Annotated in this window: 6 protein-coding genes and 1 pseudogene; 4 read left to right on the top strand and 3 right to left on the bottom strand. The window is 70.1% G+C overall.

All coding sequences use genetic code 11. From position 1 onward, the window contains the following. Positions 1–127: 127 nt before the first annotated feature. The 3 genes and pseudogenes from F8271_RS15215 to F8271_RS33185 all read left to right on the top strand — a co-directional run. Complete coding sequence (locus F8271_RS15215) at positions 128–547, top strand: hypothetical protein (protein ID WP_151490426.1); 420 nt, start codon at positions 128–130, stop codon at positions 545–547. Between the two features lie 379 nt (positions 548–926). After that, the gene (locus tag F8271_RS15210) at positions 927–1,790 is read left to right on the top strand and encodes a type 1 glutamine amidotransferase domain-containing protein (protein WP_357950684.1); all 864 of its coding nucleotides are present in this window, start codon (positions 927–929) and stop codon (positions 1,788–1,790) included. Between the two features lie 184 nt (positions 1,791–1,974). Beyond that, positions 1,975–2,520: pseudogene (locus F8271_RS33185) on the top strand (Tn3 family transposase); the annotation flags it as partial. A gap of 130 nt (positions 2,521–2,650) precedes the next feature. Here F8271_RS33185 and F8271_RS15200 read toward each other — a convergent pair. Then, positions 2,651–9,673, bottom strand: a complete 7,023-nt coding sequence (locus tag F8271_RS15200; protein WP_151490425.1) for a glycoside hydrolase domain-containing protein — start codon at positions 9,671–9,673, stop codon at positions 2,651–2,653. Between the two features lie 336 nt (positions 9,674–10,009). On the opposite strand from F8271_RS15200, the gene F8271_RS15195 reads away from it, so the two are divergent. Further along, a complete protein-coding gene (locus F8271_RS15195) occupies positions 10,010–11,470 on the top strand; it encodes a cryptochrome/photolyase family protein (RefSeq protein ID WP_151490424.1) in 1,461 nt (486 codons plus the stop codon). Here F8271_RS15195 and F8271_RS15190 read toward each other — a convergent pair whose 3' ends face one another. Further along, a complete protein-coding gene (locus F8271_RS15190; protein ID WP_151490423.1) occupies positions 11,471–12,361 on the bottom strand; it encodes an SDR family oxidoreductase in 891 nt (296 codons plus the stop codon). 22 nt (positions 12,362–12,383) lie between these two features. Next, complete coding sequence (locus F8271_RS15185; protein WP_151490422.1) at positions 12,384–13,892, bottom strand: NAD(P)/FAD-dependent oxidoreductase; 1,509 nt, start codon at positions 13,890–13,892, stop codon at positions 12,384–12,386. Positions 13,893–13,900 lie beyond the last annotated feature (8 nt).

Genomic DNA, 13,900 nt, shown 5'->3' with positions numbered 1-13,900 from the left:
GGCTCGGCGGTGGGCCCTCGGGCGAACCTACCGCGATCACCACGGCCGTCCCAGCCGGCCCGGCGGGTTATCGCGGGCTCCGCGGGGTACGCGGGCCGCATTCGGACCACGGCCACCGGGAGTGATCATGAAGCTCGCGCACCTGCCGCTGCGGGTCAGCATCGGCGCGTACTTTCTCAACTCGGGTCTGGGCAAGCGCACTCTGGAGGGCACCGCCGCGGAGGGCCTGCACGGGATGGCGGTCGCCGCCGTGCCGCAGCTCGGCCAACTGGAGCCTGCCCGCTTCGCCAAGCTGCTGTCGTACTCCGAGATCGCCCTGGGCGCCGCGTTGCTCGCGCCGTTCGTCCCGGCGCCCCTGGTCGGGCTCGGCCTGACCGCGTTCGGCGCGGGGCTGGTGCAGCTGTACCTGAAGACGCCGGGGATGCGGGAGCCCGGCAGCATCCGCCCGACCCAGCAGGGCGCGGGGCTCGCCAAGGACGTCTGGCTGGTCGGCGCCGGCATGACCCTGGTGCTGGAGGGGCTGACCCACGGCCGTCGCCGGCGCTGACCCGGCCAAATCCGGGGGACCGCGGTGACCCATTCCCGTTCGGTGCGGGGTGTCGCGCAGAAACCTCCAGCTCATCGGCGGCGTCATCATCCTGCAGACGCTGCCGGCCGTGGCGCTGGGCCTCTACACCCGCTGGTTCCACCGCGGCGCGCTCATCGCCGGCTGGGTGGCCAGCCGCAGCGACTACTTCGCCGACGAGGGCGACGAGAAGCTCGCCCCCGGCACCGCGCCAGGACAGCCACGAGGTGGCCGTCGAACCCGCACCGCAGGTCTGAGCACCGACGGGGTACCCGTGAACTGCTCCACGGGTACCCCGTCGCCGTTCCGGGCAGTCACCCTTCGGGAATGGACGGTGACGTTTGCCGATACCCTGCACTCGATGTTCCCTAATCCTGGTGAGGGGCCCGCCTTCATGCGCATTCTCATGCCACTGCCCGACCACGACTTCGACGTAACGGAGGTCGCCGTGCCGTGGCAGGCCCTGAACGCGGCCGGGCATCAATTCCAGTTCACCACCGAAGCCGCAGGAACAGTCCCGGCCGCCGACCCGCGACTGCTCACCGGCGTGATTCTGGGCCAACTCGGCGCGGCCGACGAACCGAAACACTTCTACCATCAGCTCATCCAGAGCCCGGAGTTTCGGAACACGGTGGCCTGGGCCGACCTGAACCCGGCCGACTACGACGGGCTTATCCTGCCCGGCGGCCACGCCCCCGGCATGCGGCAATATCTGGGCTCCGAGATCCTGGCGGCAAAAGTCGCCCAGTTCTGGGCGCTCGGTCGTCCGGTCGGGGCGATCTGCCACGGCGTGCTGGTCCTGTCCAGAACCACCGACCCGGCAACCGGACGCAGCGTCCTGGCCGACCGACGGACGACCTGCCTGCTGAAATATCAGGAGCGCGCCGCATATCTCCTGACCGCGTGGAAACTCGGACGCTACTACCGCACCTATCCGGCGTATGTCGAAGACGAGGTACGGGCCGCCCTCGACTCGCCGGGGCAGCTCGAACAAGGACCACGGGTCTTCAACCGGCGCGGTACGGCCACCGATGACACCTCCGCCTTCGTCGTGCGGGACGGCAACTACGTATCCGCACGGTGGCCCGGCGACGCCTACCTGTTCGCAAAAACCTTCGGCAAACTTCTCGACCGCAGCCCCGTTTACGGAGATCGGCCAGCCCCACTCAGCTCGGAGCTGCGGGACCAGGCCGCGATCGGTCCTTCAGAAGCTGCCGCGCCATGACGACCCGCTGCACCTGATCGGCGCCCTCGTAGATCTGGCTCGGCCGGTCGACGCCATCGACATTCGTCATGTCGGTTCATATTGTCCATTAAGGAATAATATGACACCCTTCGTCAGGGGAGTTCTGAGTTGCTGACTGGTCCTTAGAACTCCGACGAAGGAGAATGAGTTGCCACGACAAGTCATGGCGGCCACGGTGGCCGCAGTGCTTGTACTCGGTTCGGCGCAGGCTGGTTGGGCTGCTCCGAGCAACGCCTCTGCGCCTTCCAGCGCTCAGCGAACGGTAAGCGCGCCAGGCTCGGACCGGTCCGACTCGACGACAGTGACGCTGCTGACCGGCGACCAGGTGACCCTGGTTTCCGGCGGCGACGACGGGATCGCCGTGAACCCGGGCAAGGGCCAAGTCTCTCACCGCACACACCTGTCGCGGTACGTCGCCCGGGGGCAGGGCGTCTGCACCTACACTCACGTCTCCGACCAGCACTCGACCTTCGACATGAAGGTCATCGTGGCGACCGCGCCGGAGTCGCACTACGTGCTCGACGGGCTGCTGGGCAACGCCACCGACCTGCCCGTGTTCGAGCACGCCACCGACACCCACGGCGCCACCCTGGCCAACGTCGCGCTGCTCGACCTGGTCGGCAAGCAGCTCTCGCCGCGCATCCGCGACCTCGGGAAGATCACCCTCTACCGACCCGACCCGACCCGAACGCCGGCACCACCTCACCCACCTCGAATACCGATACCAACCGGATTCTTGTTGAGATCACGTCAGTGTGTCCAACTGCCAGAAACGCAGGCAACGGTGGCTGCCACCCAGGGGTGGCAGCCACCGTTCAGCAACAGTCGCTCCTTCAGAATCAGGGCCTGGATGCGGTGCGCCGTCGCAGCCACCCTCTCGTGCCGGCGGCAATTCCGAACGCGGTCGAGAGCAGTGCGACCTGCCACCCGAGCGGCGCGCCGCCGACGCCGGGGTACGAAGTCAGGCCCCAAGGTCCCGGCTTACCCGGCTTACCCGGCTTACCCGGATGGCTCGGGTGGCCCGGCTGGGCCGCGCCTGGCCTGTGGTCGTCCGCAGTACGGAAGAAGGCCACCGTGTACCTGCGGCTGATCTGGCCGTTCGGCGAGGTCACCGTCAGGACACGCGTGCCGTCCTTGGCGGTCGAGGCCGACACCTTCGCGGCGTGCTCGGTCGGCTGCGCGTCGACGGTGGGCAGGCGCCGGTTCTTGGGCCAGTCGACCATGTACGTCTGGGTGCCCGCGTCGAACCCGTCAACAGCGACCCCGTCGACCGTCAGCGACGAAGCGCTAGCCGCGCTCGCCTTCGTGTCGTCGGGGTGGTTCGTGACGGTGACCGTGCCGTCATTGTTCACCTTGACCTGCGCGGTCATCGCCCTCGCGAGGTTGATGCGCTGCCAGCTAGGGTCGCCCGCAGCGGTCAGGTCGAGCGGATAGCCGGAGTCGAGCGCCGTCTGCTCCAGGACCTGCACCCGCTGCGCGTTCGTCAAGTGGGGGAACGCGGTCGTCAGCAGCGCGCCGGCCTCGTCAGGGATGTTCGCCGCAACGCTCGGCTGCCCCACGCGCGGGAACCCGTACGACAGCCGCTCCGTGTACAGCGACTCGGCCTGGTCGGCGTCGAGCCCCCGGTACGGCTCCCCGGTGCAGGCGAGCAGGGAGTCGAAGCCCTCCTCGCGGCACTCGTTGAGCAACACGGACTCGATTTCGTCGTGCGCCTGCGTCAGCAGGCCCTCGAACGCGGGATCCGCCCAGCGGTGCGCGACCGTAGCCTGCCCGGTCATGCGGGAGCCCATCACATCGAGCGGGTAGTGGAACCCGAGCACGATCCGGTTGTCACCGTACTCCGAGGTCCGGGCGAGGATCTGCGGCGCGAGTTCCGGCAGCAGGGTGGCGAGGAAGGTGCCTGCCGTGTAGCCGCCGTAGGTGTGGCCGCTTGGGAACGACCCGTCGCCCGCGAGCCCACCGTAGGAGCCGTTGCTCGAGTCGCGGACCAGACCGCCCTCGCCGACGAGTCCCATGCGCACGTACGGGCGTTTGTAGGCGTAGGTGTTCTTCGCTGCTCCGGTACCGTCGAGCCCCGACGTGATCCGGCCGAACAACGCGTCGGTCTTCGGCAGCTTGCCGTCGCCGCGAGCCTGCAGGTACAGGTCGCCCAGACGCGAGCCGAGCCCGTCCGCCATTGTCGTGTCCGACCCGTGATCCGCATCGTTCTCGGCACGCTTGACCTGATCGCTGGATGCCGAGCGGTTGATCTCCAGCGCCTTGGTGTCGTTGTACGCCGACACCTTGTCGAGGTCCGCGACCTTCTCGTTCGCGCCACGCACCTCGGTGCCGAGCCGCGTGAAGCCACGCAGCAGGTGGACGAAGTACGGGCTGCCGTCCGGGGTGGCCGGCCAGGAGTCCGAGTCGTAGCCCGCCGACAAAACCCCCGACGGGAACGGTCCGGGTGCTGACGCCGCCGACGCGCCGCCCGACCTCTCCGCCGCGGTTGCCACGGAAGCGGACATGGCCGAGGTACCCACGGCGTTGATCGCAACCACCCGCGCCGTGTGGGAGCCGCCGCCAGCGCCGAGGAACGCGACCTCGCGGGCGCTGCCCGCGACGATCTGGGTGCGCTTCTGGTCGAGGGTCACGCGGTAGGCCAGGATCCGGGCGCCACCATCACTTTCCGGGGTCCACGAGACGCGGACGTCCTTGCCTACGACCCTGGCCGCGGCCACCTTCGGCGCGCGCGGTGCGCTCGCGCCCACGGTGACGGGCTCGGTGAACGACGACCATGCGGATGCCCCGACCGCGTTCACGGCGCGTACCCGGGCAGATGCCGCCGTGCCGCGCTTGAGCCAGGTGAAGACGGCGGACGTCTGCCCGGCATCGTTGACGACGACCTCGTGCCCGTCCCTGAGCGCGACCACGAAGCCCTTCACCGGCGAGCCGCCGTCGTCCTTCGGGGCCGACCAGCGCACCGTGACACTGCTCGCGTCGCTCTCGATCGAAACGGCCGCTGGGGCCGCCGGGACCTCGTTCGGCTTGACCTTCAGCCCGGAGATCGCCTCCGTAAGCGCCGCGTCCGCGCTGCTCAACGCCGCATCGCTCGCCCCGGCATCCGCGAGCTTGGCCTTGGCCGTGGTAAGCGCGCTGGTCAACGCCTGCCACGATGCGTCGGTGTACCGACCCGGCTCGACCGCCTCAGCCCGCTCGACGGTGTTCTCGAGCGACAGCCGTGCCCGCGGGATCAACTGGCCGAACGCCAGTCGCAGTGCCCGCGCCTGGGCGTCGACCTCGGACTGGGTCACGGTCTCGGACGCGGCGACCGCGTGAGCCTTTTCGAGCTCACGCTCGAACACCCCGAAGACGATGCTTCCGTACCGCGCCTTGTCGCCGAGGTACGCCGCCGCCTCGGAGATCGCGCTGTTGAGGGCCGACTTGTCCGCGGGACCGTCCTCCCCGTCCGGCGGGTCTTCACCCGCGGGAGCCGTCGCGATCGTCAGATTGTCGATGTTCGCCACGTACGGGTGGTTGCCGTCGGGGGTGGTCCGCAGCCGCAGGAAAACCCGATGCGATCCGGTCAAGCCGGCAGGCAGCGAAACCGTCGTGGTCGCGGCGTTCTGCCACGCCGAGCCCGTCACCGGAAGCGGGACGGTGACGTACGGGTCACCGGGCGAGGCCGGGTCGAAGTGGTCGAGGTAGACATCGATCGCCGAATTCTGGCCGCACCGCGAGGAGTTGTTCACGTAGTGCACCGAAACCTGCTCAAGCGCCTTCGGCCCGAAGTCGATCGTGCCGTAGTCGAGCCAGGCACCGTTGTAGGTGGCCGCCAGGTTCGTAACCTGCGTTCCGTCGTCCCAGGAATTCTGCTCGCTCTTGAGACCGTTTCCGCTGTTGCCGGCCCAGTTCTCGGCCTCGACCACCACGCTGCTCGGCGTGGGTGCCGCGGTCGTGAACGTCAACGACGTCACGTTCGCGACGTACGGCTGCGCGTCGCTGTGGTTGGTGGAGCGGAACACCGCGACGACGTCCTGCACGCCCGCGAACACCGACGCGGGGACCCCCACCGTGGCCTTGCCCTCGGTGCCCCAGCCGTCAGCGGTGTAGGGCAACTGGATGTCGACCATCCGCTTGTCATCGGCCGCGCCGAGGTGCAGCTCGATGTGCGAGTCCGACGCCGCGCGCGAGCGCGGCTTGTCGTACGACACGGTGATGCTCTCCACGCCGTTCCCGCTGAGGTCGACGCCGTTCCACCGCGCCCACGCACCGTCGGTCACGTTCTCGAACAGCCCGTGCGACAGGTTGAGCGGCAGCCGGCCGTTGCCGGTCTGCGAGGTGTTCGTCGCGGTCAGCGGCTTGAGCGTCGCACCCGGATTCTCGGGCTCCTCGCCCGGCGCGGTGGAGAGGAACCGGAACCAGTCGAAGTTCGACACCCACTCCTGCCCGGCCGGCGCGTGGAAGACGAGCGTCACGTCGCGGGCCCGGATGAGCGCGTCGGGATCGGTGATCTCCGCCTGGGTGGTGACGTAGCTGCCCCAGCTACCGGTACCCGGCAGCATCGCCTTACCGACGATCGGACCGTCCTGCGCCCCGGCGTGCACCTCGATGGAGCTGGGCGTGCCGCTGGGTGGGTACGTGCTCGAGTGACGGATCGTCAGCGTCTTCGGCGCGACACCGGCGAAGTCGAGGTTCCTGTACCGGATCCACGACCCGTCCCGCACCCCGCCGAGGTTGCCGCTGGAGGAGTTCGCCTCGTTCTTCAGGTCGCCGCCCGACCACTCGTCGGATTGCTCGGCCTCCAGCGCGCGGTAGCCGCCCTGGTCGAGGGCGATCGCGGCGATCGCGGCGTTCAGCGACTCCGTCGCATTGCGCAGCGTCGAGGTGGTCGCCGAGTTGGTGGCGAGCACCGTCTGGGCGCGCTCAAGCGCACCGCGGAAAGCGTGGTACGAGGCGAAGGAGTTGTTTCCCTGGCGTACCAGTACGCCCTCGGCCACGAGTCTCTGCAGCTTCGCCCGCTCCGCCGCGGCGACCGAGATCGACAGCGCGTCGCGCGACGACAGGCCCGCGCCGGTCACCTGCGCGGCGACGACGCGACCGGCGAACGCCGAGTCGGCGAAGGTGACGTAGAAGCGGGCGTCCGTCGCGGTCGAACCTGACAGCACCACGCGGACTGTCGTCGCCTTGACGCCCACGACATCACCCGACACACCGGCCGGCAGGCCGTGGATCGCGGCAGCGCCGCTCGCGACGTAGCTCTTGCCGCGAGCGCCGCGGAACTTCGCGGAACCATGCAGCGAGAGTTCGATCGCGCCGTCGACACGACCATCGGCACGAGCGGCGATCGTCATGGGCGACGCGTGCACGGTGGAGCCGCCCGGAGTGCCGCCCTCGTTGTCATCGCCCGCGGTGCTCATCGAGTACGCCGGCTTGCCGTGGGTGCCCCAGTTCGACGGCTTCGCGCCCATCCGCACGTCCAGCGAGCCGCCGTTGACGAGTGTGCGGTAGTCGAGCCAGGTGTTGCCGAACGCGGCACCGTCGAGCGAGGCCGACTGGATGTAGTACGAGTCGCCGGAGACGCCGTCAGCCGAGACGGTGAACGTGCGCCCGTCGGCGTACGAGATCGTCGTGCGGTCGAAGAACGGCGAGCCGATCTGGTACTGCGCCGAGCCGGCGGTCACGGGGAAGAGGCCGATGGCCGCGGCGACGAACATCGTCGACATCGTGCCGGCATCGTTGTCCATGGTCGGCAGGAAGCCGCGCGGGTCGAGCTGGTAGACCTTGGTCTTGAGCGGCGGGCGGAGTTCACCGCTGCCACTCGGGTGCTCGTCGGTGCTGCCGGTGGCGATGTAGCGGTTCCAGCTCTCCTTCGTGTAGATCGTGCGCACCCATTTCTGGGTCAGGCTCGGAAGCCCCACGTAGTTGAACAGGTAGGGTGCCTGCAGGTCGATCTCGTTCGCGTTGGAGTGCAACATGCCGAGGCCGTTGCCGGGATCGTCTTCGCCCATGAAGTGCACGACCGCGCGGCGCGCCGCCGCTGGGCCACCCATCGCCGCGACGACGCCGTCCATGTCGTAGGCCGGATACCAGTTGTACTGCCAGAGCGTGCCCTGGTAGAGGTTCGCCGCCTCGAAGCGCGCGTAGTCGACGTCGCCCCAGTTGCCGGCCGCGTCGCGCGGGGTGAGGAGTCCGACCTTGGTGCCGTCGGTCGCCGTCCACGCGCCCGGCTTGTACAGGTTCGCGATCGGCAGCGCGGCCTGCGCGCGCAACTGCTTCGCGTCGTCGGCCCGGCCCAGCGCGTCGGCGATGATCGCCAGCGCCCACTGGTCGTATCCGCGCTGCGCCGAGTCACCGGGGCGATTCTCGATGTACCCCTGGCGAAGCTGGTTGCCGTTGTAGAAGCCGACGTAGCTCTTCAACGCCGGGTACGCCTGGTCGAGGCGGTCGAAGCCGGTGAAGCCCTTGGAGAGCGCGTCGGCGACGATGACCGCCGAGCGCTCCCAGCGTACGGTGGGCACGGAGTGGGTGAGCCCGCCGATGCCCTTGCCGGTGCTCTGCACGTCGGCGAAGAGATAGACGAGCGACTGGATCATGTCGCGGTACATCTCGGGGTCGACGTACGCGAACACCGAGTACTTGCGGAAGTCGTCCCACGACGACCACGCGTCGTAGTAGGTGAAGTCGTCGACCTTGTGCACCACGCCGTCGACACCGCGGTAGGTGCCGGACGTACTCGTCGCGTTCATCGGAAGCGCGAACATGCGGTACAGATGGGTGTAGAACAGGCGGCGCAGCGTACCGTCGGAATCGGCCTTCACCGAGGCCGAGACATCGACCCGGCCGAGCCGCTTGTTCCAGACGGCCTTCGTCCCCGCCCGCACGTCGTCGAACGAGAGGTCCCCGACCTCGGCGTCCTGGTCGATGCGTGCCTGGTCCGCGCTGATCGGCGAGACCGTGATCCGGAGGCCGATCTCAGCCGCGTCCTCGGGCGCGAAAGTGAGAATGGCGCCGGTGTCGGTGCCGCGTCGGGACACCGCGTCACCGAACTCGCCCGACCCCCACGTCCTGAACGACACGACCGGCTGCTCGGTCTCGGCGTAGTAGTGGAGCGCGTAGGACGCTCCGTTGAAGTTCCCGTTGACATCGCCCGACAGCGCGACCCGGCCGTCGCCGAGCCGCTGGACGTCGACCGATGAGCCGGTACGGCTCGTGAAATTGTTGTTCAGATCGACGACGAGTTCCGGCTTGGCGCCGTCGGGGAAGGCGTAGCGGTGCAGCGCGGTGCGGGTTGTCGCGGTCACCTCGGCGTTGATCGCGCCCGATCCGTTCCGCACGGCGTTGTCATGGCCCGAGATCTCACCCAGACGCACCTGGTAGTACCCGGGGGTGGCGGTCTCGTGGTCGTGCGTGAACGGGTGGGAGTACGAACCGGTCGACGGCCGGGCAGCGTACTCGACCTCCGTCGGCACGACGAGGATGTCGCCGCCGCCGCCAGAACCGCCGACGCCGTCAAGGTTCGTCTGCGTGAATCCGGCGATGTGGGTCTGGTTGTAGTCGTAGCCCGTGTGGTTACGACCCGGCATGGTTAGGGGATTGACCTTCACGATGCCGTTCGGTGCCTGAGCGCCAGGCAGGTCGTTGCCGTCGTCACCCGCCGTCGAGACGAACGGGTTCACGAACGACGTGTAGTCAACCGGTTTGGTCTTGTCCTCGGTCGGCTTGGCGGCAGCGGGCGCTACGACAACTCCGGTGGACGCCGCGGCGACCACCGCGGCGACAATGGTCAACGCGGCGGTCCGCCACCGGTTGCGCCTGCGGTCGGCCGAACGCTTCCACCCCAGCGCGACCGAGCCCCTGCTCTGGCGCGATGAACTCAATGTCACTGAACAACTCCCCTATGGTCGGCGAGCCCGCCGAGTGCGATGTCCCGCGTGGAAACGCGGCGGCGATCTCCGTCCAAACCACGGTGCCGCGCGAGTAGTAGGCCTCGCTGGCCGCCACGGTCACGCGATGGTTAACGGCGCGATCTTGGTCGGTAGAGGTGTCGTACTACCGAACAGGCACACAGCCGAAGGTGAACACGCCGCGTCGTTTGCGCAGGTCACTGCGGTGGTGGAGTTGACCCTTGAGTGATGGCGTGCGGGCGGCGGGGTAGGTCACCTGCGAACGTCCGGCCAGCCACCGGGCGTGTCGGCCCGGAGGTGGGCAGAATTGCGGGCATGCTTCGCCGCCGATGGTTGCTGGCCGATCAACTCGGGCCGCACTTCCTCGACGACCCCGATCAGCCGGTGCTGCTGGTGGAGATCCGGGACCTGTTCCGCCGTCGACCCATGCACCGGCAGAAGGCGCACCTGATCCTGTCCGCGTTGCGCCACCGCGCGGCCGAGCTGGGTGACCGGGCGCTGCTGGTGCGGGCCGACACGTTCCGGGAGGGGCTGGCACAGGTCGGTGAGCCCCTCGAGGTGTGCCATCCGCACTCCCGGGCGGCGCTGGGCTTCGCCCGGTCGGTGCCGGAGCTGACCGTGCTGCCCCCGCGCGGCTTCGTCACCAGCCAGGCCGACTTCGCCGGCTGGGCCGACCGCACCCGGCGCGGTCAGCTGCGGATGGCCGACTTCTACCGGCACGCCCGACGCCGGCACGACGTGCTGACCGCCCCGGCCGGCGGGGCCGCTGCGACGCGACGCTCCCGCGCCGAGGGCCACGGCACGCCGACGGCACCGCCGCCACCGCCGCCGATCGTCGAGGACGACATCGACGCGCAGGTACGCCGCGACCTGGACCGGTGGGCCGCCGACGGCGCACGGTTCGTCGGCCGCGACGGCCCCCGCCGGCACCCGGCCACGCACGCCGAGGCGCAGGCCCGCCTGGAGCACTTCCTGACCCATCGGCTGCCCGAGTACGGCCGCTACGCCGACGTGATGAGCGTCGACGACCCGCTGTTGGCGCACTCCGCGCTCTCGTCGTCGTTCAACCTCGGGCTGCTCGACCCGGATTCGGCGGTCCGCGCCGCCGAACGGGCGTGGCGAACCGGGGCGGCCCCCCGTACGGCGGTGGAGCCGTTCATCCGGGGTCTGCTCGGTTGGCGGGAGTTCCTCTGGCAGCTCTACTGGTACTTCGAGCCCCAATACCGCGGGGCGAACTGGCTGGCCGCGACCGAGCCGCTGCCGCAGTGGTTCGCCGAGTTGGACGCGGACGCGGTGGAGGCCCGCTGCCTGGCCGACGTGCTCGCCGCCGTACGGGACCAGGCGTGGACCCACCACACCCCCCGCCTGCTGGTGCTGGGCAACTACGCGTTGCAGCGCGGCTGGCGCCCGACCGACCTGGCGGACTGGTTCCGGCAGTGCTTCGTCGACGGCACCGACTGGGTGATGAACGCGACCGTCGTCGGCATGAGCCAGTACGCCGACCTGGCCCGGCTGGACACGCGCCCGTACGCGGTGGGTGGCACCGACATCGACGAGATCAGCGACTACTGCTCCGGGTGCCGCTACGCGCCCGAGCGGGCGCTCGGCGATCTGGCCTGCCCGTACACCGGGGGGTTCGAGAGTTTCCTGCACCGCAGCCGGGGGCGGTTGGTGGCCGATCCGCGGCTCGCCGCCGAGCTGGACAGCCGCGACGATCCGGAGCACCGCGAGGCGGTGCTGGCGCAGGAGGAGAAGCGGGGCAGCACACCGCCGTGATCAGACCGCCTCCTGGGCGGGGTCGGCGGGCCGCTGCGCGGGCACCGGCGGCGCGGGGCGGGCGACGCCCCGGTTCAGGCCGGTGACCAGCAACCGGTTGTAGGAGGCCGGCATCACCCGGGCCAGCAGGTCGGGCAGCTTCGCCGACCAGCCGATCTGCACCCGACCCCGACGCCGCTCGACACCCCGCAGGATCACCTCGGCGGCCCGGTCCGGCGCGATGGTGAGCAGCTTCTCGAACTGGGCGCGCCCGGCGGCGTACTCCTCGTGGGAGACGCCGCTGCCGATCCGCGCGTTCTCGGTGATGCGGGTGCGGATGCCGCCGGGGTGCACCGAGGTCACACCGATGCCGTCGTCGACGAGTTCGTGGCGCAGCGCCTCGGTGAGGCCGCGCACCGCGAACTTGCTCGCCGAGTACGCGGTCTGCCCGGCCGGCGCGATCAGCCCGAACAGGCTGGAGATGTTGACCAGGTGCGCGCCGGGCTCCGCCTTGAGGGTGGGCAGCAGCGCGTGGGTCAGCTGCGCCACGGCCCGGAAGTTGACGTCGATCACCCAGCTGAACTCGTCGAACGTCACCTGGTCGAACCGGCCGCCGAGGCCGACGCCGGCGTTGTTCACCAGCAGCCGCACGCGCGGATGCCGCTGGCTGATCTCCTCGGCCGCCCGGGCGGTGGCCGCCGCGTCGGCGAGGTCCACGACGTGGGTGTGCACCTGACGGTCGGGATGCGCGGCGCGGATCGCGGCGGTGACCGCGTCCAGCCGTTCGGCGTCGCGGTCCAGCAGGACCAGGTCGCTGCCCCGGCGGGCCAGCGCGTGCGCCAACGCCGCGCCGATGCCACTGGCCGCGCCGGTGACGACGGCGGTGCCTCCGGTGAAGGTGAACCTCTGCACGGTCGGGCTCCTCTCCTGGCGGTTACCGGCGATCAGCCGGATCGGAACGCGTGGCGCCGGCGGGCACGGACACACCGTCGGCGCGGGAGAACCGCACGCCCTCGTCGGCGAGCCGGCCGTGGCGCATCAGCAGCACGTCGCGGGCGTAGTTCTGGTGCAGCCGCCACGGCGCGGTCGCACCCTGCTTGGGCAGCGCGTCGACGCTGCGCAGCACATATCCGGAGCGCAGGTCGATCAGCGGCACCCGCTCGTCGTCGGGCGGCGGGAGCGGGGTCACGACCTGCTGTCCGGTGCGGTCCAGATGGCGGAGCAGACGGCAGACGTAACCGGCGACCAGGTCGGCCTTGAGCGTCCACGACGCGTTGGTGTAGCCGAGAGTCAACGCGAAGTTCGGCACCCCGGACGGCATCATGCCCTTGTAGGCGACGGTGCCGGCCAGGTCGACCTCGGCGCCGTCGACGCTGAGCGTCAGGCCACCGAGGGCGAGCAGGTTGAGCCCGGTCGCGGTGACCACGATGTCGGCCGGCAGCTCAACGCCGGAGGCCAGCCGGACGCCGTGCGCGGTGAACGTGTCGATGGTGTCGGTGACCACCGACGCCCGGCCCTCCTGCACGGCGGTGAACAGGTCACCGTCGGGCGCCACGCAGAGCCGCTGGTCCCACGGGTCGTAGCGGGGCGAGAAGTGCCGGTCGACGTCGTACCCCACCGGGAGCCGGCCCTTCGCGGCGCGGCGCAGCAGCCGCTTCACCAGGCCCGGGGCGCGCCGGCTGAGCTGGAAGTTGAGGGTGGACAGCAGGACGTTCTTCCAGCGCACCACCGGATACGCGGCCTTCGCCGGCAGCCGGCGCCGCAGCGCGTCGGCCAGCCGGTCGCGGGAGGGCAGCGCCAGGACGTACGTGGGTGAGCGTTGGAGCATCGTCACGTGGGCGGCGCGGTGCGCCATGGCCGGCACCAGGGTCACCGCCGTGGCGCCGCTGCCGATCACCACTACCCGTCTGCCGGTGTGGTCGAGGTCGTCGGGCCAGTGCTGCGGGTGCACCAACCGCCCGGCGTACGCCTCGACGCCCGGCAGGGGCGGGGTGTAACCCTCGTCGTAGCGGTAGTAGCCGGTGCAGGCGAACAGGAACGCGCAGGTCAGGACGACCGGCTCGGCGGTGTCGGTGCGCTCGGCGTGCACCGTCCAGCGGGCGGTGGCGCTGTCCCACTCGGCGCGCAGCACCCGATGGTTGACGCGGATGTGCCGCTGCACGTCGTACTCGCGGGCGGTGTCGCGCACGTACTCCCGAATCGTCGCGCCGTCGGCGATGGCCTTCGGGGCGGTCCACGGCTTGAACGAGTAGCCGAGGGTGAACATGTCCGAGTCGGACCGGATACCGGGGTAGCGGAACAGGTCCCAGGTGCCGCCGACGGCGCCGCGCGCCTCCAGCACCGCGTACGTCTTGTCGGGGCAGTCGCGGCGCAGGTGGCAGGCGGCGCCGACGCCGGACAGGCCGGCGCCGATGATCAGCACGTCGACGTGGTCGGAGGCCATGGGCGTTC

Source organism: Micromonospora sp. ALFpr18c (genome assembly GCF_008868155.1).
Classification (GTDB): Bacteria; Actinomycetota; Actinomycetes; order Mycobacteriales; family Micromonosporaceae; genus Micromonospora.
This window is presented reverse-complemented; position numbering and strand designations above follow the sequence as displayed.

Coding starts and splice junctions, on each gene's coding strand:
- F8271_RS15215 (WP_151490426.1), top strand. CDS start 128: ATGAAGCTCGCGCACCTGCCGCTGCGGGTCAGCATCGGCGCGTACTTT.
- F8271_RS15195 (WP_151490424.1), top strand. CDS start 10,010: ATGCTTCGCCGCCGATGGTTGCTGGCCGATCAACTCGGGCCGCACTTC.
- F8271_RS15210 (WP_357950684.1), top strand. CDS start 927: ATGTTCCCTAATCCTGGTGAGGGGCCCGCCTTCATGCGCATTCTCATG.
- F8271_RS15185 (WP_151490422.1), bottom strand. CDS start 13,892: ATGGCCTCCGACCACGTCGACGTGCTGATCATCGGCGCCGGCCTGTCC.